This is a genomic window from Merdibacter massiliensis (genome assembly GCF_900155395.1).
Lineage (GTDB): Bacteria > Bacillota_I > Bacilli_A > Erysipelotrichales > Erysipelotrichaceae > Merdibacter > Merdibacter massiliensis.
The window spans coordinates 36814-56733 of the sequence record NZ_LT699728.1; the positions used below are offsets into that span (position 1 = coordinate 36814).

The 19920-nt window shown below is 40.4% G+C and carries 24 protein-coding genes; 2 read left to right on the forward strand and 22 right to left on the reverse strand.

Annotated elements, in window-relative coordinates:
- Nucleotides 1-31: 31 nt before the first annotated feature.
- Genes BQ9859_RS10325 through lspA form a run of 3 tightly spaced genes read right to left on the reverse strand, consistent with a single transcriptional unit; the run spans nucleotide 32 to nucleotide 2543 of the window.
- Nucleotides 32-1159, reverse strand: coding sequence for a hypothetical protein (locus BQ9859_RS10325; protein ID WP_075878089.1), 1128 nt, complete (start codon nucleotides 1157-1159; stop codon nucleotides 32-34).
- Complete coding sequence (locus BQ9859_RS10330; protein WP_075878090.1) at nucleotides 1159-2070, reverse strand: RluA family pseudouridine synthase; 912 nt, start codon at nucleotides 2068-2070, stop codon at nucleotides 1159-1161. Before BQ9859_RS10330 ends, BQ9859_RS10325 begins: the two co-directional genes overlap by 1 nt.
- A complete protein-coding gene (lspA, locus tag BQ9859_RS10335) occupies nucleotides 2067-2543 on the reverse strand; it encodes a signal peptidase II (RefSeq protein WP_075878091.1) in 477 nt (158 codons plus the stop codon). The genes BQ9859_RS10330 and lspA overlap by 4 nt, the downstream gene beginning before the upstream one ends.
- A 142-nt stretch (nucleotides 2544-2685) precedes the next feature.
- On the opposite strand from lspA, the gene BQ9859_RS10340 reads away from it, so the two are divergent.
- The gene (locus BQ9859_RS10340) at nucleotides 2686-4269 is read left to right on the forward strand and encodes an IS1182 family transposase (protein ID WP_075877300.1); all 1584 of its coding nucleotides are present in this window, start codon (nucleotides 2686-2688) and stop codon (nucleotides 4267-4269) included.
- A 168-nt stretch (nucleotides 4270-4437) separates the two neighbouring features.
- Here the strand turns inward: BQ9859_RS10340 and BQ9859_RS10345 are convergent, their stop codons facing one another.
- From BQ9859_RS10345 to sigK, 12 genes are all read right to left on the reverse strand, one after another.
- Entirely contained in the window at nucleotides 4438-4953 is a 516-nt protein-coding gene (locus BQ9859_RS10345; RefSeq protein ID WP_075878092.1) for a peptidoglycan-binding domain-containing protein, read from the reverse strand.
- Nucleotides 4954-5018: 65 nt separating this feature from the next.
- Nucleotides 5019-5627, reverse strand: a complete 609-nt coding sequence (locus BQ9859_RS10350; protein WP_075878093.1) for a hypothetical protein — start codon at nucleotides 5625-5627, stop codon at nucleotides 5019-5021.
- A gap of 98 nt (nucleotides 5628-5725) precedes the next feature.
- The gene (locus tag BQ9859_RS10355; protein WP_075878094.1) at nucleotides 5726-7849 is read right to left on the reverse strand and encodes an FtsX-like permease family protein; all 2124 of its coding nucleotides are present in this window, start codon (nucleotides 7847-7849) and stop codon (nucleotides 5726-5728) included.
- The gene (locus BQ9859_RS10360; RefSeq protein ID WP_075878095.1) at nucleotides 7839-8606 is read right to left on the reverse strand and encodes an ABC transporter ATP-binding protein; all 768 of its coding nucleotides are present in this window, start codon (nucleotides 8604-8606) and stop codon (nucleotides 7839-7841) included. The genes BQ9859_RS10355 and BQ9859_RS10360 overlap by 11 nt, the downstream gene beginning before the upstream one ends.
- Complete coding sequence (locus tag BQ9859_RS10365) at nucleotides 8584-9642, reverse strand: sensor histidine kinase (protein WP_075878096.1); 1059 nt, start codon at nucleotides 9640-9642, stop codon at nucleotides 8584-8586. The genes BQ9859_RS10360 and BQ9859_RS10365 overlap by 23 nt, the downstream gene beginning before the upstream one ends.
- On the reverse strand, nucleotides 9639-10301 hold the full coding sequence (locus tag BQ9859_RS10370; protein ID WP_075878097.1) for a response regulator transcription factor: 663 nt from the start codon (nucleotides 10299-10301) through the stop codon (nucleotides 9639-9641). Before BQ9859_RS10370 ends, BQ9859_RS10365 begins: the two co-directional genes overlap by 4 nt.
- A 92-nt stretch (nucleotides 10302-10393) precedes the next feature.
- Nucleotides 10394-10654 (reverse strand): TIGR03905 family TSCPD domain-containing protein, encoded by a 261-nt coding sequence (locus tag BQ9859_RS10375; RefSeq protein ID WP_075878098.1) that lies wholly within the window; start codon nucleotides 10652-10654, stop codon nucleotides 10394-10396.
- Nucleotides 10655-10668: 14 nt separating this feature from the next.
- Complete coding sequence (locus BQ9859_RS10380) at nucleotides 10669-11160, reverse strand: Gx transporter family protein (RefSeq protein ID WP_075878099.1); 492 nt, start codon at nucleotides 11158-11160, stop codon at nucleotides 10669-10671.
- Nucleotides 11157-11525, reverse strand: coding sequence for a NusG domain II-containing protein (locus tag BQ9859_RS10385; protein ID WP_075878100.1), 369 nt, complete (start codon nucleotides 11523-11525; stop codon nucleotides 11157-11159). The genes BQ9859_RS10380 and BQ9859_RS10385 overlap by 4 nt, the downstream gene beginning before the upstream one ends.
- A 103-nt stretch (nucleotides 11526-11628) precedes the next feature.
- A complete protein-coding gene (locus BQ9859_RS10390; protein WP_075878101.1) occupies nucleotides 11629-12039 on the reverse strand; it encodes an FMN-binding protein in 411 nt (136 codons plus the stop codon).
- A gap of 144 nt (nucleotides 12040-12183) precedes the next feature.
- Entirely contained in the window at nucleotides 12184-12696 is a 513-nt protein-coding gene (locus BQ9859_RS10395) for a gamma carbonic anhydrase family protein (protein ID WP_075878102.1), read from the reverse strand.
- 101 nt (nucleotides 12697-12797) lie between these two features.
- The gene (gene sigK / locus BQ9859_RS10400) at nucleotides 12798-13508 is read right to left on the reverse strand and encodes an RNA polymerase sporulation sigma factor SigK (RefSeq protein ID WP_075878103.1); all 711 of its coding nucleotides are present in this window, start codon (nucleotides 13506-13508) and stop codon (nucleotides 12798-12800) included.
- Nucleotides 13509-13719: 211 nt separating this feature from the next.
- Here sigK and BQ9859_RS10405 point away from each other — a divergent pair, with 211 nt between their 5' ends.
- On the forward strand, nucleotides 13720-14253 hold the full coding sequence (locus BQ9859_RS10405) for a DUF4367 domain-containing protein (RefSeq protein WP_075878104.1): 534 nt from the start codon (nucleotides 13720-13722) through the stop codon (nucleotides 14251-14253).
- A 62-nt stretch (nucleotides 14254-14315) separates the two neighbouring features.
- Here BQ9859_RS10405 and BQ9859_RS10410 read toward each other — a convergent pair whose 3' ends face one another.
- The 7 genes from BQ9859_RS10410 to BQ9859_RS10440 form a co-directional block, all read right to left on the reverse strand.
- A complete protein-coding gene (locus tag BQ9859_RS10410; RefSeq protein ID WP_075878105.1) occupies nucleotides 14316-15374 on the reverse strand; it encodes a hypothetical protein in 1059 nt (352 codons plus the stop codon).
- A gap of 45 nt (nucleotides 15375-15419) precedes the next feature.
- Nucleotides 15420-16148 (reverse strand): sigma-70 family RNA polymerase sigma factor, encoded by a 729-nt coding sequence (locus tag BQ9859_RS10415; protein ID WP_235846433.1) that lies wholly within the window; start codon nucleotides 16146-16148, stop codon nucleotides 15420-15422.
- Complete coding sequence (spoIIAB, locus tag BQ9859_RS10420) at nucleotides 16145-16561, reverse strand: anti-sigma F factor (RefSeq protein ID WP_075878107.1); 417 nt, start codon at nucleotides 16559-16561, stop codon at nucleotides 16145-16147. Before spoIIAB ends, BQ9859_RS10415 begins: the two co-directional genes overlap by 4 nt.
- Nucleotides 16558-16875, reverse strand: coding sequence for an anti-sigma factor antagonist (locus tag BQ9859_RS10425; protein ID WP_075878108.1), 318 nt, complete (start codon nucleotides 16873-16875; stop codon nucleotides 16558-16560). Before BQ9859_RS10425 ends, spoIIAB begins: the two co-directional genes overlap by 4 nt.
- 125 nt (nucleotides 16876-17000) lie before the next feature.
- On the reverse strand, nucleotides 17001-18170 hold the full coding sequence (locus tag BQ9859_RS10430; protein WP_075878109.1) for a D-alanyl-D-alanine carboxypeptidase family protein: 1170 nt from the start codon (nucleotides 18168-18170) through the stop codon (nucleotides 17001-17003).
- A gap of 41 nt (nucleotides 18171-18211) precedes the next feature.
- Nucleotides 18212-18823, reverse strand: a complete 612-nt coding sequence (locus BQ9859_RS10435) for a hypothetical protein (protein ID WP_075878110.1) — start codon at nucleotides 18821-18823, stop codon at nucleotides 18212-18214.
- Between the two features lie 85 nt (nucleotides 18824-18908).
- Nucleotides 18909-19850, reverse strand: a complete 942-nt coding sequence (locus BQ9859_RS10440) for a pseudouridine synthase (protein ID WP_075878111.1) — start codon at nucleotides 19848-19850, stop codon at nucleotides 18909-18911.
- Nucleotides 19851-19920: the final 70 nt, after the last annotated feature.

A 19920-nucleotide genomic window follows, 5' to 3' on the forward strand; every position in this document is an offset into this window, starting at 1 on the left:
GATCCTGCTCCTTTCTCACTTTTTTATTATATCAGTTTTTTTCATACTGTATAAGGGGTTCATTTGATGCTGGCGCATGTGCCTGACGCCATGTATCCTGCCATTCATTCCCTGTATAAATCATCCAAATACTGATAATCGTTAACAAAGCAACAATAGCAGTCCAGGCATGACGGCGCAGATTTCTTTGAAAGCTGCCAGCACCAAAACAGAAAGCACCCAGCAAACCGCCCAATAAACCGCCAAACAACGGGATCCAGTCGTTTCCTGGCACCAGCAAAGCAATGACCACCCAAAAAAGTTGACGCAACAATTGATGCTGGATCAATGGATGCCGATAGGCATGCACCAATCCGACATCAAAGATACCGGCACACCATAAACCGACGATCAACGCCCCTAAACCGCTGCCGGAAGCTCCCGTAACTAATTGAAATAAGGTCGCAATCGCAACACTGCACAAGGCAATATATATTGTTCCTCTATGATAAAGCCCATCACAAAGCGTTGCAACTGCCAACAGGGCCGGTATTTGCAAGATCATCGCTAAAGAGGTCAATGATGTCTGTCCAAGAAAAGCTTGCAATAGAATGGTCGAAGCATTCTCGGATAACTGCCACCAAGATGACAAAACGGCAATACCAGTACAGATGAAAACAAATAACAATAACAAGAAAGCATAGCGCGGCAGCATGGCCAGCCGTTCTCGCCACAAACTTCCTTTATGTCTCGTCTCTTCCATCTGTTTTGCTAATCGTGCTTTTTCTTTTTGTTCATCATCTACTTTTCGCAGCTTTTCTTGCACTTTCGGAAACACATGTTCAAAAGCTGCATCTATGTGATCTTGAAAAGCAATCTGCTGGATCAAACCATCTTCATAAGAATGCGCATTCCCATTCACATTCAGCACGATGATCTTGCTTTCCCGATGAACCAGATCGCACAATGCACGATTCACCTGCCGCAGCATAGCTAATTCTTCTTTCATCTGCTCATCATCTTGATCACAAAGATGCAAGATCGGATACTGTTTATTGCGCGGCTGGACCAACCACAGATCATTGGGACGCTGTTGAATTGCAATCAATGTATATCCCTTTTCACTGATAAAATAAGCAAGCAACTGCATCAACGGCAAACTGATTCCATATCTTGGCATTAAGATGCATCCCTTTCCTTACGCAGTTGTTCTAACACCATCGTAAAATCATCCGGCAACGGTGCTTCTACGACGATCTTTTCTTTAGTCCGCGGATGAATGAACTCCAGCTGATGTGCATGCAGCAATTGTCCGCCTACTTTCATCGTTTTCCGATAGCCATATTTTTCATCGCCAACCAGCGGATGTTCAATATAGCGCATATGCACGCGTATCTGATGGGTGCGTCCGGTTTCTAGACGGCATTCCACCAAAGTATAATTGGCAAAACGTTCAATTACACGAAAATGCGTACGTGCAGGCTTGCTGTTTTTCTCAGTCACCGCCATTTTTTGCCGATCGGTTTCATCTCGTCCGATCGGTGCATCGATCACCCCATAATCATGCGAAAAAGTACCATGTACCAAAGCATAATATAAACGGTTGACGGTCTTATCCTGCAGCTGTTTTGAAAGAGAGAGATGGGCCTGATCGTTTTTTGCGACAATGAGCAGCCCTGTTGTGTCCTTGTCGATCCGATGCACGATGCCCGGCCGCAAAACGCCGTTGATACCGGATAGATCCTTGCAATGATATAACAATGCATTGACGAGCGTTCCGCTTTGATTCCCGTTTGCCGGATGGACGACCATTCCCCTTGGTTTATTGATCACGATGACATCCTGATCTTCATAACGTATATCTAATGGAATATCCTGTGCTTCTACTTCCAATTCACTAAGATCCTCATAGTCCACGCTGATCTCCTCGTTTCCGCACAATTTGTAATTGCTTTTGGTTGCCTCTCCATTTACCAGAACTTTTCCCTGTTCGATCAACTGCTGAATACGAGAACGTGTCAATTCGCTGTGTTCGCTAAGATATTTATCGATTCGAACTCCTTTTTCTTCCGCCTGCAATGACAATTTCATTTTTTGATCACCCCAAACTCTTCCAAAAAGATCTTTGCTACGATCATAAAGACACCGATGCACAATGCGCAGTCGGCAATATTGAATACAGGAAAGTCATATCCTAATAGATTGAATGATAAAAAATCACGCACATATTGAAAGATTGCCCGATCGATCAAGTTCCCAACAGCGCCTGCCATCATCAAAACCAATCCGATGCGATTCCAGCGATCTTCTGGTTCGCATGCACGATAAAAGAATGCCAGTGCAACCAGAGCAATAATGGTAATGATATAGAAAAAGGTCATGGAACTGCCAGCAAACATGCTCCATGCAGCACCGGTATTACGTACATAAGTCAATTGAAAGAAACCTGGAATGATGGAAATCGTATCACCTAATGATAAGATGTGTTCGATCATATATTTACTACCTTGATCCAATAGGATGGCAATCACGCCGATCAACAGGTAAGGAAGATGTTTTTTCATGTAAATCCCTCCAACATTGATAAAATGTTACCACAGAGTATCCGAAAAGAAAAGAGGCTGTAACGAATAAGGAATAGCCAAAAATAAAAAATGCATCTGATCTCAAAAGAGAAAGGATGCATTTTTTTGGTATAATTTAGCTATGAAAAACATCGAAGTGTTAGAGCTAAATCATTCCTATCTGAGCAATAGGAATTATACCGCATTTCAGATGATTTTACCACTGGATTGTGAAAAAAAGATCGATTCTTCTGATCCGGTGTACAGTTTTCTTGAAGTGATGGAAGGAGTCAACTGGAACAAATATCTTAATCACCCTGCTCACAGAGGGCGTGAAGAATATAATCCCTTCAAGATGATCAAAGTCATCCTGTTTGCGTTCATGAATCATATTTATAGTCTAAGAGATATTGAAAAAAGCTGTAGAACAGACATCCGTTTCATGTTCTTGATGCAGGAGGAAACGCCAAGTCACATGGCATTTCATCGTTTCATCCAAAAGTATTTAAAATATGACATCCAATTCATTTTTAGAGATATATTTGAATCAATTGAGATATTAGATCCGTCAATTGATCATGATACGGTTTATATTGATGGAACCAAGCTTGAGGCCAATGCCAACAAGTTTACTTTCATCTGGAAAAAGACCGCAATCAAAACAAGAGATAAAATATTCACTCGATTAAACGAATGGGTCAAGAAACTGGGTGATCGTATTGAAGCATCTCAAAAAGAGGAGTGGACAATAAAAGACATAGAGAATATGGCTAACCAAATTTTTCATATCGTTGAACAAGAGGGAATCACTTTCATTTATGGAAAAGGTAAGCGAAAAAGCCAGATTCAGCGTTATTATGATGAATTGATGAAATACAAAGAAACACTGCAAAACTGTTTGGAAAGAATTGAACTATGCGGACCTGACAGAAACAGCTGTTCGAAAACAGACCACGATGCAACGATGATGCACATGAAAGAGGACCATTACATGAAGACAGGAATCTTCAAGGCAGGATACAATGCACAGATAGCAGTAAGCAGCGAATATATCCAATTGGCTTGTATCTATCAGGATAGAACCGATCAAAAGACATTTATCAAATTTCTTGAAACATTCAGAGCACTTTATAACAGGATGCCTAAAACAGTAGCAGCGGATGCAGGATATGGATCCTATGATAATTATTTCTTCTGTTTAGAAAATGATATGGAAGCCTATATCAAATATATGATGTATTCAAAAGAAAAAGAAACGAGCTACAAGAAAAAAACATTCATCAAATCAAACTGGAACAGAAATGGAAATGGAAGATATATCTGCCCGGCAGGACATGAATTTGGCTGTATCAATGAAACGGTTGATAAGAGAAGCAAATATTATCGAATCAATCAAACGCACAGTTGTGGCAAATGCACGGATTGCCCACTCAAATCTCAATGTACGAAAGCCAAGGGAGATCGAACGATAAGCGTGAATCCGATACTTGAGGAGTTTGAAAGAACAGCGAGAAAAAAACTAAATAGCGAAGAAGGAATCCATCATCGAGTGCAAAGATCCATACAAAGCGAAGGAGCATTTGGAGTGATAAAAGAAGATTATGCTTATGACAGATTACATAGGAGAAGCATCAAAAATGTAGAAATGGAGTTCCTGTTGGTGTGCGTAGGCTTTAATCTGATGAAATATCATAACAAAAAAATAAGAAAAAAAGCACAAGCATAAATAATGTTGATAGGTTTTCCACAATAGGTGTTTTCATAATGCCAAAAAATAGGGATAATTGGGAGAATTGAAACAATTTCAAAGTAAAGAAAAGAAAAAAGAGGTCGTAACCTCAATAGACAGATTCGTTTAATTATAATCTTCTATTTCGTTACGGCCTCTTTTTCCTTATTTGCTCAGCAAAACATTTCTTTCATTTACGATGGCATCCCAGGTCAAAGTACCGATTGTACCATCAATTGCCAGATCATATAGATACTGGAATTGCTGTACCGCATGAATCGTACGGGTTCCATAATTTCCATCAATGGGAATCGGACGCAAACACATGTTGAACTGTGCTATTTCGCTGAGATATTTCTGCATCATATAGACACCTAAGCTCACTTCACCATTTTTCAACACATACCCTTTAACCGCAACCGGAATATTGGTTACGATCTCCATCTTGCGGATTTCTTCCATGATGCCATCCCAAGTATCCTCACCGATGATTCCATCAGCAGTTAAGCCAAGATAACGTTGTGCTTCTTTTACCGCTTTGCTCATATTGGCACCGTACACGCCATCTTCCACCAAAGCTGTTTGGATCATCCCTTTTTGCCGCATCAAATTCAGATAACCTTGCATCTTATTAACGCTGATACCGATCCTTCCTGGCTGCAATACCAAATTAGTGCTCATGCTTTCCCTCCCTTCGTTTTATTCTACGAAAGAAAAAAAAGACGAACTCTGTGTTCGCCTATATGTCATTGATTGGATACGATTGGAAAATCAAATTCCAATAATACATTTTCCACATTCTTGCTTGCTGCTTCCAATTGACTGCGCATATACAGTTTTGGCATACGAATATAGGAGTAGAAAAAGCTGAGCATGGCCACTAATAAAGACTCGATAAATGCCACGCTGTTGGTCTGATTCATCAACAAACAAAGAATGACAAATAACACAATAAACAGTACAACGGTCAATAATAATAAACGCTGCATCAATACGCGAAATGTCTCTCTGTAAAAACGCGACTTGTCATAAATATAAGATTCATATTCTTCTGGAACGTGCTGCCCATGAATCAATTCGTATTTGCGATGCTTGCTGCTGCGGCTTTTCAGATAACGCTGTAACTGCAGCATACGGATGGCACAGTAATGCTGTCCTTCTCGATTATGCTCTTTTTCATATTTGCGAAAAAACAACTGCATCACTTTTAGATACTCTTCCACCGTAATCGGATTACCTTTCATTGATGATACCAAAGCATATAGCTGCTCAACAACGGCATCAGAAAAAGATCCATTGTTTTCTTCCAAGCCTTTTTCTACTTCCGCAAGCTGCATGATATACGCATCTTTCATCTAATCAACACCTCACCCGATTAAATACAGTATAAATTTTATCGAAAACCGAAGCAAAATGCAACCTTCACTGATTTTTTCACTTACCTTCACATAATTCATTCATACACCCGGTTCCAGCCAACTTCCTCCATTTCCCGTACGACATTCCTTGAGCAAAGATAAGTGATCATAAAATATCCTCCATAAATCAAAGCAACTAAAAGAATTGTTGGAAAGATGCCGTCCATTTGTGTTTTCACTCCGCTCATAGACAACAACAAGGAACAAAACCGCAGTCCAAATATCGAATGGATCATCGCCAACCCTAAAGGAAGACCAAAAAAGAGCAAATTCTGGATAAAAAGAGAACGGCAGATGTCCTGGCGATCGATCCCCATCATAAATAAAATCTGATAACGCCGTCTTCCGTCATAAAAGGCTGCCATTTGCTTCAGTGCCAGAATGACCGCACATGAAAGCAAGAAAACGATACCTAGATACAGCCCAACAAAGATCACCAGCAAGGATAAAGTCCATACATTCTCCTGAATAGCAAGCCTTGTTGTCAAAGCAATTTCATTCGGCAAGGATTTACCGCTTCCATTATTGACCCACAAAATGTGACGGTCATCTAAGAATTGTTCAAAACTTTCTTCTTCCGACAACTTGGTAAAACGATCCTCGCCTTGATAATTCGTAAAGACCCGCTGATACTGTAGTTGTGATCGTTTTAATATGCCGTCAGGAACAATGATGACTCCTTCATTGATATTGGAGGCATTCATCTCCACATGTCCAAATGTGCAAGATACAGAAGAAGGCCGTAATGTTGTTCCATTTACTGCGATGTTTGATCCTTCCTTCATCGCAATCGAACGTATCTGTATCCAGACCTCTGCATCAGCTACAATGGCATATTCCTCACTCCCCAGTGTAATCGGTTCTGATTGGAAAAGTTTTGCCAAGCGATTATACTCGCTTACTTCCATGAACATATCATGCGATTGCAAGGTAATCGAAGGATACAGTTCTCGAATCAACTGAATGCTCTTTTCATTCATCGTATCTTCGATGCGAATGCCATCTTCTTCATTTGCTATGACATAGTAATTGATGACAAGCGGATCTTGGAAATGCTCCATGATCGGATATCCCTGTTGTTGCAGTTCATCTAAGATACCGATTTGAGAACGCTGCACTTGTTCTGTGCTATAAAGACCATCAGCAGGCAGCTGCATTGTTTTCGTGATCATCAGATCACAAGGCAAACTGGTTTCCATTTGCTGCAATGTAAATGAGTGAATGCTCATCGCGCTTGAAAAGATGCAAATCGTAAAAAACAACAGGATACAGATGATCGACATTGCACCAACTGTTGAATATAGTTGGGAATGCAATTCTCGAATCGTAAAACTGTTAAGACCATGAAAATAGGTTTCTTTCCATTTCTGCATGCACTTGATGGCTCCATGGGCAACAGCATAGAAGATCAGAAATGTCGCAAAGATGCCCAACAGGATCATCCATCCTAACAGTCCAGGGAATTGTATGGTATAGCTTTTAACCGTTACCTGATAATAAGCATATGATAACAGAAAAATTCCGATCAATAAAACAAGCACATACCAGAGCCAAGGTTTTTCATGACTTCCATCATTCCTGCGCTTCGCCCGCATCAGTTTTGTCAATGAGCTGCGCGTAATGGTAAATGTATTAAAAAGCATGACGCAAATATACATAAAAGAAAAACTGAACAATGTCATAGAAAAAGCAAATGGTGAAAAAGTAAATAGATAATGGCGCAGATCCACCTCAAATAAAGTAATGATGATCAAAGAAAGCAATTGTGATAAGATGATGCCCAACACCAAACCGATGATCAAAGAAGCAATCCCGATCAGCATGGTTTCATAAATCAGTAATAGAGTAATGCGCAGCTTGCCCATGCCCAGCATTTGATAAAGAGCAAATTCTTCCTTCCTTCGGCGCATCAAAAACCGATTTGCATAGATGATCAGAAAATAAAAGACGATGGCAACAAAAAAACTGACAACTGCCATGATACTGGATAATATATCCATCATATTAGTTGCTGTTTCAGATAAGGAAGAAAGGACATCCTGGGACTCTAAAGAATTAAACATGTAGAAGATAGCAACACCCAATACCAATGTCAAAAAATAGATCGTATAATCCCGAACGCTTTTTGCCATATTCCGAAAAGCCAGTTTATATAACATCGTTCGCGTCGCCTCCCAACAAGCTCTCTACATCAATGATCTTGCTGAAAAACTGTTTTCGATCATCGCTTCCACGGTAGAATTCATGAAATAAGCGGCCATCTTTGATGAAAACAACACGGGAAGCATAGCTTGCTGTAAATGCATCATGAGTTACCATCAAGATCGTAGAAGACAACCGTTCATGCAAAGAAGCAAAGGTGGCCAACAATTGTCTTGCACTTTTAGAATCCAATGCCCCGGTTGGTTCATCGGCGAGCACAAGCTGTGGTTCGATCACTAGTGCACGTGCACAAGCAACACGCTGTTTTTGTCCTCCGGAAAGCTGATAAGGATATTTCTGCAGACAATCCGCAATTCCCAGATAATTTGCCATGGTCATGATCTTTTGTTCGATCTGCACAGCCTTTTCATGTTTGATCTGTAATGCCAGTGCGATGTTTTCAAAGGCTGTCATCGTATCTAAAAGGTGAAATTCTTGAAAGATAAAACCGAGATCATTGCGGCGATACATGGTCAGCTTTCTTCCGCGTAAACTGGTGATATCTTTTCCGTTGATATAGATATGCCCGCTGCTTACACGATCGATGCTCGATATACAGTTTAAAAGAGTCGTCTTCCCGGAACCGCTTGGCCCCATGATAGCGACAAAATCTCCTTTTTGCACCGTTAAAGAAAGGCCGTCCAATGCCTTTGTCAAGGAAAAGGCATTGCCATAATATTTTTCAACTTTCTCAGCTCTCAATACTTCCATCATCCATTTTTCCTTTCTTTGTATCATCTAATACTTGAAAAAAGGAATCTTTCTGAAATGCAATCGATACGACAGTTCCTTTTCCTAGTTGTGATGTTAATGTGATCCTATGTCCCAGTTTATTACAAAGCTGCTCACAAAGATACAGTCCCATGCCTGTCGACGCTTTTTGCATGCGTCCATTGCTTCCGGTAAAAGATTTTTCAAAGACACGTGGAAGTTCTGCTTCCGCAATACCTACCCCGTTGTCTGCAATCTTCAAATTCGTTATGGTACTTTCTTCTTCCACCCAGATACGGATCTTGCCTTCTCCTTTTTGACAATACTGAATTGCATTGTTCATGATCTGATTGATGATAAATTCCATCCATTTGCTGTCAGTGTACACACAAGTACGGCTTGTTTCAAACTGGATAGCCACACCTCCATATAACAATGCATCCTTGTTGCGGCGAATGACATTTTGTACAAGTTCATCCAAAGAACAGCGTTTGATCAAATAATCTTTCTCGCTGTTCTCACTGCGGGCATAATACAAGACTTGTTCTACATCATCTTCTACACGTTGAAATTGTTCACGCAGCTTTTTATTGACAGTCCCCGGGTTATTATGCAAGATCAGCTGCCCTGCCGCAATCGGCAATTTCACTTCATGGACCCACAATTCGATAAAATCCTTAAATTCTTCCATTGCTTCCTGATAAGATAAGATCTTCTCATTCATCGCTTTGTCAGCTTCATAGACAACCTGATGACAGATCTTTCCATCTAAAAAGGATGGAGGCGGCACCAGTTCATGAATCAGATATTTCTGGTCCAACTGATCTAATGTCAAGAATAATTGATGGTAATAATGGTGTCTTCGAAAAAACTCATAGAACAGTATCCCGCAGCCAAAAAACAGGCCGGTTCCAGCGATGATCCCCAGCAATAAAAAATGCACGCGAAACAGAGATAACAAGAGCAAAATACTCGCAAATGCCGTTATATATAATGCAATCGATACTAAATGATCCCCTAAAAACATTCGTAATTTCATACTAAGATATACCCCTGTCCTCTTCTTGTTTCGATCACGTCGATCAAACCGATTTCTTCCAGCTTCTTTCGTAATCGTGTAATATTGACCGTTAATGTGTTATCATCAATGAACTTATTGGTATCCCATAAATAATCCATCAAAGCATCTCGACTCACAATGCTTCCCTTATGTTGCAGCAAAAAGTGAAAGATCGCCATTTCATTTTTTGATAACAATAATTCCTGATTGTCTTTTTCCAAGGTACTTTTTAATACATTGACGATGACTCCCTGATACACTTCCATGCCTGTGTGCTTGTTCATTCGTTTGAAAAGTGCCTCGATATGCAATAACAGCAACGTTGGATTATACGGCTTGCTGATATAATCATCCGCACCGTAACTCATCGACAGCACTTCATCTACTTCGCTGTTTCGGGATGTGACCATGATGATCGGCACATCACTTTTGGCACGAACTTGTTTCAACACTTGTTGTCCGTTCATCTCTGGAATCATGATGTCTAACAGCACCAGATCCACATCCATGCTTAATATAGATTGCGCTACATGCGAAAATGAATGTAAGATCCTTCCTTCATATCCGTTATTATCCAGCAAAATCTTTAGTTCTTCTTGCAAAGAGCTGTCATCTTCAACGATCAATACTTTTTTCATTGTCTTCACCTGCTTTCATTATAACCAATTTTAGATGATCCGTATCTTACATCCATGTAAGCTATTGATTCTCCAAGAAAAAAAGAGGCATGTTATGCGTGCCCCTGCAAACGGTATTGTTTCAATGCACATGCGATTTGATCCGGGCAGCTTGTAGACTTTGCTCCACAGCGCACTCCTTCAAATGCTTTTATGACTTCATCAATGCTTTTATTTTCTAACATGCGGGAGATTCCTAATAAATTCCCCGGACATCCTCCCACGATCGTCACTTTGCGAATGACGTCACCATCCATTTCAAAACGCATTTCTTTTGAACAAACTCCTTTTGGCTGATATACAAATTGTTCCATCTTACATTCCTCCCTTAATTCAGACGATTTAATACCTGCTGTGCAAACATCGCCATGATCAGGCCAGTCGGAATAGATAAAGCTACCAGGATCGGCAGCAATGCCTGCATGAAAAACTGCTGATAGATCCATGTGATCACAAGCACTTGTGCAATGCTGTGTGCGCAGCTGCCTAATACGCTGACTCCATATATGCTGAAGCAGGAAAAATGCTTTGCCGCGCTCATGACCATTGCACTGAGCAATACACCGGCCAATGAGAGCCAGAACGATGTTGCAAATAACATGCCGGACAATAAAGAAGCAAATAGGACACGTATGATTCCAACCGTAAATATTGCTTGTACACCAAAGTAATAAAGAGCGATCAATGACAGGATGTTTGCTAAACCTAAACGAAATCCTGGAATTGGCAACGGGATGACCACCATTGATTCAATAAAATGAAAAATGATCGCAAGAGCACATAAGAGTGCAAATAACGTCATCTTCTGTACCGGTTTCATTGAATCTGCGTATCGACAGCACCTTTCTCACTGCCTTCAATGCGAACAACAACTTCATTTGGCAAACAGATGATCGGTGTGGACGGGTCGCTGACATAACCTTGAATCGAACAATAATGATAGGGAGAATTTTCTTTTTCGACCCTTACTTTTCCATCATTGATCTCGACCATGACCTCACCTAACTTTCCCGTAACCGAATAAGTCGCATTTTCCCATAAAGAAACACGCAACACTTCTTCATCCTTCACCTTGACCACAACTTCTTCTGCTTGGACCCCATCATAGGCAAACCATAAAGGTACATAGAAGAGTACACAAGCTGCCATAATGAGCACTATACATATTTTATCTGCTCGCTTCATATTTGTCCTCCGACGAAATCATTATACGAAATTGTTCATTTTTTGCAAGTCATGCTGCATCATACAAATAAGAAAAAGAACGCATTTCGCAATACGTTCTTATTTAGGATTGAGCATCTGCCTTCGCTTTATTATAGACATCGACATACTTCTCGATAGAGATGGTACATCCGCTCAACACATCGCTGTTCTTGGCACGTCCTTGTTCATCAAAAGTCAATGAATCACTGTCATGTTCTACCAAATAGTTTTCCAAATATTGAATCTGTTCATACCATTCTTTCCCAATGCTGCTGTACTGTTTCAAGCCATAACTGTCTTTCTTATCTTTTTTTGACTCGCCACCGCTTGTTTCATCGATCGATACAGATTCTACCTTCTCTCCATTCATTTTTACAGTTGCAGAAATCGTTTCTCCATCCACTGTTTCTTTTGCTTCACCGCTTCCATTGCCTGTTCCTCCACAGCCTGCTAACAACAGTACACATGCACTAAGACAAATCAATCTGCGCATTCCAATTTACCTCCATTCATACTCACAGTATTTCCATATTTAATAAAAATAAACATAAAAAACTGTACCTGTTTAAATATAGCAATAAAGATAAAAATACTCCAGTATAAATCAAAAATATCCATATTTTACAAAAAAAGTGATTTATAAATCACTTTTTTTACTATATTTATCTGCTAACCCAACATAATGTTCTGCATTCCATTTGATCATCTTTCGCTGATCATCACTTAACTCTTTTAACTTGCACGGAATGCCCATCGCCAACGTACCGCTGGGAATCCTTTTTCCTTCCGTTACTAACGCACCCGCCGCAATCATGCTTTGTGTTTCAATATAAGCTCCATTCAATATGGTTGCCCGCATTCCGATCAATACTTCATCTTCTACAATTGCACCATGAACGATGGCGCCATGGCCGATAGTAACATTGTCGCCAATGTTCACCTCATATCCGCGATCACAATGCAGGATGCATCCGTCTTGTACATTGCTGTTTTTTCCAACGGTTATTTTACCGCTGTCTCCACGCAGTATACATCCATACCAGATGGATGCCCCTTCTTGAATCTCCACATCGCCAATCAACACAGCATCTTCGGCAATAAATGCATTTTTAGCAATCACTGGTTTATGTCCATTTAATTCTTTGATCATTTTTTCTTCTCCTATTACAAGCACATTATACCATTCCAAAAGATGGAATAAAATATGCTTTCGATGATTTAATGATCCAGAAAGTGTTGAAGAGAAACGTCTTATCGATGGATATGCTTTTTTTGTTCCTCTTTTCGAAATGCTTTATACAGTTTCAAGAAAGCACGCTTTTCTATTCTTGAAATATAAGAACGCGATATTGATAATTCTTCTGCAATTTGTTTTTGTGTCTGTTCTTTCTCCCCATGCAGCCCAAAACGCTTTTCTAATACAAGCAGTTCTCTTTCATCCAATAGCGGCAAATATTTTTCCAGCTGCTTCAATCGTTGTTCTAATTGAATCTGTTCCACCACGCTTCTCTGCGGGGGTGCCGCAATCGCATCCAATAATGTGATCTCGCTGCCGTCTTTTTCATTCGCTATCGGTTCATTTAAAGATACTTCTTGTAAACTATTTTTATTCTTTCGCAAATACATCAAAATTTCATTTTCAATACAGCGAGAAGCATAAGTCGTCAGTTTTTTTCCGTAAGCTGGTTGAAAGGAATCGATTGCTTTGATCAGTCCGATCGTTCCGATACTGATCAGATCGTCGCTTTGTGTTTTTTTAATATCGTATTTTTTTACGATATGGGCAACCAAACGCAGATTATGTTCGATCAATTTCTCTCTGGCACCACGATCCTGCTGCTGCAAAAGTGCAATACACTTTTCTTCCTCCTCTTTTGATAACGGTTTTGCAAAACTTTGTGAACGTATATAGCCGGTAAAGTAAAACATGGATGCAAGTGCTTCCATCAAAAGCGTAAACAAATCTATCACCTGTTCTCAATCTATGCGACAAAATTCTGATCTATGCGACATTTTAGATGAAAACTACTTTCATCTGTTAAATAAACAGCTTCTTTTTTGTACGTTATCTGAAAAAAAAGATAAAATATTTCGAAATTATTTCATTTTTTTTATGATTTTGTTAAGATAAAATAGGTTATTTTATCGAATCATATAAAAAGAGGTGTTCATGATGAAAGTTGCTTTGCCTACTGTTTTACTGGTCACGATGCTCCTTCTCTTTGGCTGTAGTGATCCAGAAACAGATTCCATTAATGAAACAATTGAAGAAAATAATGAAAAGATCAGCGAAAATGCAGAAGCAAACTCCGCTATTCAAACGGTACATTCTTTAGATGATGCAAAAGCACAGCTTGCACAGGATTGGGCAGTTCAAGAACCAACGGAAATACCGGACGGTTATTCTTTGCTGGATTATTATGTGTATGACAAAGATCTCATAGAAATTCGCTACAGCCAATCGGATAATCAAAATGAACTGTATTATCGTACAAGCAGACGCCATGGAGACATCAGTGGAAATTCACATCCATATACTAATGTGGAAACCATTTCATCAGAAACGATCGATCAGATTCAAGTGCGTGGAAGTGATGATCTATGGATGGTCGCAACCTGGAATAAAGATGATATAGCTTACTCTATCTTCTGTGAAAAAGGTTTATCTCAGGATGCATTGACTGCAATGATCGATTCTATTCAATAATCTATATAAAAAAAAGCAAACTTCTCTGTTCGCATGCGCCAACAGAAAGCTTGCTTTTTTATTTATGCTTTCAAGAACGGTTGATAATGAATGGCAAAGTGTATCTTTGACTGTAAATCTTCCAACACGATAGCAAATGCATCTTTATCAAAGATTGCAAAATCAATATAAGAGTATTGTGTTCCAATGGCACCGCCGATCGTGCGTGCAATTGCCAACGGCTGCAAGAGATCATTCAGCTTCTTCTCCATCGTTTGACGTATCAAAGCATTCTTTTCATCATCATAGGGATTTTCATAATACAGATATCCGTACTCGCCGCCTTTGTCACGAAAATCTATGCAGGAATCATAATTTTTTGCTAAAAGTTCTTCCTGCAGAAGAGAGTTCGTCGTGATGATGAGTTTCATATCTTTTCGTAATGCATCACTTGTTGGTTCTTCATTCACTTTAAATGCCATATAGATATTGGTTGGCTCATGATATTCTAACCATTCCCGATCGATCACGATATCGCACACATCTTCATAGAAATTTGGCAGTAAACAAAAATTTTCGCTATCCTGGATTGGCTGATCGATCGGCGTGATAGTGGCAATACGTGCTTCCAATTCAAGCTCTCCCAAAAAAAGCTCCAGCATATAAGCAGACATCTCTCTTTTTCGATCTTCATCTGCAATATCTTGAAAGCCAGGACAATAAACATCGACATGCAGGCAGCGATTTGTATCATCGATCTCATAAAAAACCGTGAAGTCTGCTCCTGTATATACTTTATCTTTGATGCGCAAGACAGCATTCTTGGCTTTTGAGGAATAAGGCGGCAGCCAGCTGTTGATGATCCAATCCTCGACTAGTTCTTTAGGCGCACACTGACGCATCAATTCTGTAATATACTGCACGGTCTTATTTGGACCTGTATCAAAAGTCATCTCAAAAAAGCCATCTTCATTCAATTCGATCAATACCTTGCAACCGCAAATGGTTTCTAATCGCACATTGATCTCTTTGATCAGATCTTCTGCCAGTGCATCTTCTCCATCACGCAAAGCAGATTCTAATTCTTTTTGCAAACTTAAAAAATATTTCCAAAATTCCTGTATTCGATATTTACAGTTCACAAAACATCCCTCATTTCTGTATCGCACCTCATTATAACATGATGCTCATGTATTCACCAACTCGTTTTTCAACTTCTCGAGCACTTTTCTTTCCAAACGGGAAACCTGTACCTGCGATACATGCAAACGTTGAGCAATTTCTTCCTGTTTCATTCCCAGATCATAACGGTAATGCAGCAACAACTGTTCCCGCTGTGATAAACGTGCGATCTCTTGGCGCAAAGATACCTGTAAGGTTACGTCCTTTTGTTTTTCATCTGCCACTTTATCTTCTAACAAGATAGGCGAACCATCATTTTCATAAATGACTTCATCAAAGGATAGCGTAAACTGATTGGCTTCAAAAGCCAAGATGACATCTTCTACTTCTAGATGACACGCCTGTGCAATCTCTTCATAACTTACTTCCCGTCCATAATTTTGCTGCAGCTGTTCTCTCACTTTGAGCATCTGCAGATAATTTTCCTTCATCGATCTGGAGATGCGTATGCTGCCGTCATCTCGAAAAAAGCGTTTGATCTCTCCTAAAATGATCGGTACAGCATAGGTGGAAAACTTCACTTGATAACGCAGATCAAAATGATTCAAGGCCTTCATCAGACCCACGCAGCCAATCTGTACCAGTTCTTCAAATGGTATGCGTGAGGAAACAAAACGTTTAGCGAGTGCATATACCAAAGGCTGATTACGTGTGACAAATACATCCTTTGCTTCTTGAGAGCCTTCTTGAATTGCCTGGATCAGCTCCTCATTGCTCATTTCTTCTAATTTCACAAAAGCTTCTTTTCTATATGCAGGTTCGTGCCTACACCTGGTTTTGAATCTACATGAAAAACGTCCGCAAAGGTTTGCATGATCGTAAATCCCATTCCGCTTCTTTCAAGATCCTGACGGCTTGTATATAATGGCTGCATGGCCTGCTCGATGTTCGCAATGCCGCAGCCTTGATCAAATAGATCGATAATGATGATCTCTTCGTCATAACAGACTTCTAAAGCAATATCTCCATCCTCTTTTCCTTCATATCCATGGATCATGGCATTGACCACCCCTTCAGCGATGATCGTTTTGATCTCCATCAATGTTTCCATTGATAAGTGTAATGGCGCAAGAAATGCAACGACACAGGTCCTTGCGAATGCTTCATTCTCTAATCTGCTTTTGAATATCAGTTTCATTTCATTCATTTTCTTCCCTCACTTTTCTCATAGCGGATGATCTGGAAGATCCCGCTCATGTCAAAGATCGTTTTATTTAACCGTGACAGATTGCAGATGATCACTTCTCCACCCTGCTGTTTCATCTGCTTATATCTCGCCAACACAAAACCGATCCCGCTGCTGTCCACGAAGGTAACATTCGCAAAATCAAGTTTTAAAATTCTTGGATGAAAGCGTTCGATCAGTTGAATGCTTTCCTCTTTCATTTCCAATACATGAAGATGATCAAAATCACCGTCAAAAAAAAGACGGAGCTCATCTTTTTGATATGTATGCTTCATTTTCAACCCTCCGCTCACACTCTATCACAGATAAAATGACATGTGGACTTCTTCGACAAAGGTTGTCAGAACACGTCAAAAAAGCGTTCGACAAATATTGTTCACAAAAAAAGACAGATGCCGCATCATGCAAACATCTGTCGAAAAGAACGGATCCATAGATCCACAAAATTTGCGCTGCTGATTTCTTTCTTCACAGACAAATCGATCGAAAACCGATACCCGTCGCTCATGGTCACCATTAATCGCGCGCATGTCTTGCCAGGCACATACGGCGGATCCGGTTGCAACCATTGTATCTTTTTTTCTTTGACCGCTGACTGCTTTCCTTTTTCTACTACATAATTTGCATCCTCTTGCGTGACCAAATCAATCGTAGATGGATTTCCTTTTTCATTCACGATGCTGGTGATCTTCTCGCCTTTTTTATACAGCTGTCTTTGTTCAAAACGCGAGAAGCCATATTCGATCAAAGCAGAGGCTTCTTGATTGCGTGTCTTTCCATCCGGTTCACCCATCACTACCGCAATCAAACGCAAATCATTTCGCTTTGTCGTTACGCTGATACAGCTGCCTGCCTGTGATGTGTAGCCTGTCTTTAATCCGTCCGTCCCATCTAATTGTTTGATGAGCTTATTGGTATTGACCAGCCAGAAACGTTCACTGTCTTCACGGATATACGCATCGTAGGTACTCGTAATCTCTAAAAGATCGTCTCCGCCTTCTTGGATCAATGCCTGTGCGATCAAAGCCATATCTTTCGCACAGCTGTAATGATCATCTGCATGCAGACCCGTCGCATTGACAAAATGGGTGTTGACTAAATGCAGTTCTTTTGCTTTTGCATTCATCATTTCTACAAAGCTTTCCTGCGTCCCGCCAACCTTTTCCGCCATTGCTACCATGGCATCATTTGCCGAAGCGATACAAATGCTTTTGAGCAGATCTTCCACGCTCATCGTTTCTCCAACTTTCAGGTAGACTTGCGAACCGCCCATGCTTGCTGCTGTCTCACTGGTGGTCACACGATCACTCAGCTTTAACTTGCCGGCATGGATCTGTTCATAGATCAACAGCAGTCCCATCATTTTTGTCATGGATGCCGGATACATCTTTTCACTCTCCTGCTTTGCAAAGATCATTTTTCCGCTGCTCATTTCCATCAAATAGGCACTTTTTGCTTGTGCAGCCAATGATGTATCACTGATGACCTGTGTCGTTTCACTGCCATGGATAGGAACCAGCAACAGCATCCACACCAGCCAAACCAATAAAAACTTATATTTCTTCCCCATGTGCATCGACCTCAATAAACTGTATGCACTGACCAATGAAATCATGTCTGATTTGCTTGATAGGAAACTTTGGCAGCCGGCAGATACATCCGCTGTAATTGCAGGATCTTTCCATTCATGCCTTTTACATATGTAAAATAACTTTGCATCTGAATGATATTTCCTTCATTGCTTCGATAGCCTCTTCCATTGGGATCTACATCGATCATAAATGATAGAGAAACGTTTTCTTTCCCCTCTTCCTGCATTTGTTTTGCTACATCCCAACAAAACGTATGCTCATCCATCTGCTGCACATAAGGCAGTGATTCATGATGAAAAGAGACAGCGGCACATAAACAATATTGCAATGTACCTACCCGCTGCACAGCTTCTTTCCTTGTCAAGATTGGCGGATCTGGATCGATCACATAAGGAGAAAGCAGCTGTGCACTTTCAAAATCCAGTTTCTCTATCTGGATAGATCGCTGTGCCAGTTCAACCTCCAGCTCTACCAGAAATTGATTTTCTTTGACCCACGACACATGCTGGGTGATCACGACCCCGTCTTGTTGAGACTGCATGATTGGCGTCAGGCTTTTCCATTGCAGAGCAGAGGATGGAAACAGATGAATCGAACAGACGATGAACAGCATGATTTGTATTAGTTTCATCAAATCCCTCCTACGCCCTATCCTAATCCAGAAAATAGAAAAAAATTGTCGATACATAAAAAAACACACTGGATCCAATGTGTTTTTACAATATTCCCTGCTGTTTCCAATCTTTTTCAATTTTTTCCCATGGAATTGCTATTGTTTGATTGTTGAGATAGGCCATCGTGCTCTCTTGCGGAAAAGCAAACTGTAAACGGACAGCGGCAAGCGCCTGATATGTATTTCTTTGTTTTGCTCCATATTTAACATCGCCTAACAATGGATGATGCATGAATGCAAACATGGCGCGAATCTGGTGAAATTTCCCGCTGATCAGCTCTACTTCCAACAGTGAAGCATCGTGGTAGAAAGCAAGTTGACGATAACGTAAAGCACAAGGATGCGCACCTGGATGAGGATGAGCATACAGCTGCGCTTTGGTTCCTATTTTCTGATGATACAATTGGATTTCCTCTTGTTCACGATCCATCTTTCCTTCTATGCAGGCCAGATAATATTTTTTTACCTGATGGGAACGAATGCCGGCATTGATTTCACGTAATGCATTCGCTGTCTTTGCCGCGATGATCAATCCTCTCGTATTACGGTCCAAACGATTGCAGATTGCCGGCGTAAAGCTTTGTTCCCTGTGCGGTTCATAGCTTCCCTGCTCATACAAATAGCGCAAGACGCGCATGACGACACAATCCTGAGGTCCGGCTGCATCGCTTTGTGAACGCAGCCCAACCGGTTTATCCACAATCAGGATCTGTTCATCTTCATAGCAGATATCCAATTCTTTCGGCACTTGCAAAAAAGCGTCTGCCTGCTTTTTTTCCTCTAATACTTCCGGAGGCAAAAACAGATGAACCACATCCTGAAACTGCAGCCGCTGATCGATCGTACACCGTTTTCGATTCACTTTGATCTTTTTATTGCGAATGGCTTTATACATCATCCCTTTGGGCAAGGATGGAAACAGTTTCATTAAGAAGCGGTCAACTCGCTGACCTGCATCATTTTCCTGAACATGTATTTCTTTCATACGATCACCTTGTTTTAGTATACCATAGCGAAAACAAATTGTGATACACTTAAAGATGGATATTATATAG

Bases quoted from the DNA above. Each gene is read 5' to 3' on its own strand.
- BQ9859_RS10325 (WP_075878089.1), bottom strand. From the start codon at position 1,159: ATGCCAAGATATGGAATCAGTTTGCCGTTGATGCAGTTGCTTGCTTAT.
- BQ9859_RS10330 (WP_075878090.1), bottom strand. From the start codon at position 2,070: ATGAAATTGTCATTGCAGGCGGAAGAAAAAGGAGTTCGAATCGATAAA.
- lspA (WP_075878091.1), bottom strand. From the start codon at position 2,543: ATGAAAAAACATCTTCCTTACCTGTTGATCGGCGTGATTGCCATCCTA.
- BQ9859_RS10340 (WP_075877300.1), top strand. From the start codon at position 2,686: ATGAAAAACATCGAAGTGTTAGAGCTAAATCATTCCTATCTGAGCAAT.
- BQ9859_RS10345 (WP_075878092.1), bottom strand. From the start codon at position 4,953: ATGAGCACTAATTTGGTATTGCAGCCAGGAAGGATCGGTATCAGCGTT.
- BQ9859_RS10350 (WP_075878093.1), bottom strand. From the start codon at position 5,627: ATGAAAGATGCGTATATCATGCAGCTTGCGGAAGTAGAAAAAGGCTTG.
- BQ9859_RS10355 (WP_075878094.1), bottom strand. From the start codon at position 7,849: ATGTTATATAAACTGGCTTTTCGGAATATGGCAAAAAGCGTTCGGGAT.
- BQ9859_RS10360 (WP_075878095.1), bottom strand. From the start codon at position 8,606: ATGATGGAAGTATTGAGAGCTGAGAAAGTTGAAAAATATTATGGCAAT.
- BQ9859_RS10365 (WP_075878096.1), bottom strand. From the start codon at position 9,642: ATGAAATTACGAATGTTTTTAGGGGATCATTTAGTATCGATTGCATTA.
- BQ9859_RS10370 (WP_075878097.1), bottom strand. From the start codon at position 10,301: ATGAAAAAAGTATTGATCGTTGAAGATGACAGCTCTTTGCAAGAAGAA.
- BQ9859_RS10375 (WP_075878098.1), bottom strand. From the start codon at position 10,654: ATGGAACAATTTGTATATCAGCCAAAAGGAGTTTGTTCAAAAGAAATG.
- BQ9859_RS10380 (WP_075878099.1), bottom strand. From the start codon at position 11,160: ATGAAACCGGTACAGAAGATGACGTTATTTGCACTCTTATGTGCTCTT.
- BQ9859_RS10385 (WP_075878100.1), bottom strand. From the start codon at position 11,525: ATGAAGCGAGCAGATAAAATATGTATAGTGCTCATTATGGCAGCTTGT.
- BQ9859_RS10390 (WP_075878101.1), bottom strand. From the start codon at position 12,039: ATGCGCAGATTGATTTGTCTTAGTGCATGTGTACTGTTGTTAGCAGGC.
- BQ9859_RS10395 (WP_075878102.1), bottom strand. From the start codon at position 12,696: ATGATCAAAGAATTAAATGGACATAAACCAGTGATTGCTAAAAATGCA.
- BQ9859_RS10405 (WP_075878104.1), top strand. From the start codon at position 13,720: ATGAAAGTTGCTTTGCCTACTGTTTTACTGGTCACGATGCTCCTTCTC.
- spoIIAB (WP_075878107.1), bottom strand. From the start codon at position 16,561: ATGAATGAAATGAAACTGATATTCAAAAGCAGATTAGAGAATGAAGCA.
- BQ9859_RS10425 (WP_075878108.1), bottom strand. From the start codon at position 16,875: ATGAAGCATACATATCAAAAAGATGAGCTCCGTCTTTTTTTTGACGGT.
- BQ9859_RS10430 (WP_075878109.1), bottom strand. From the start codon at position 18,170: ATGGGGAAGAAATATAAGTTTTTATTGGTTTGGCTGGTGTGGATGCTG.
- BQ9859_RS10435 (WP_075878110.1), bottom strand. From the start codon at position 18,823: ATGAAACTAATACAAATCATGCTGTTCATCGTCTGTTCGATTCATCTG.
- BQ9859_RS10440 (WP_075878111.1), bottom strand. From the start codon at position 19,850: ATGAAAGAAATACATGTTCAGGAAAATGATGCAGGTCAGCGAGTTGAC.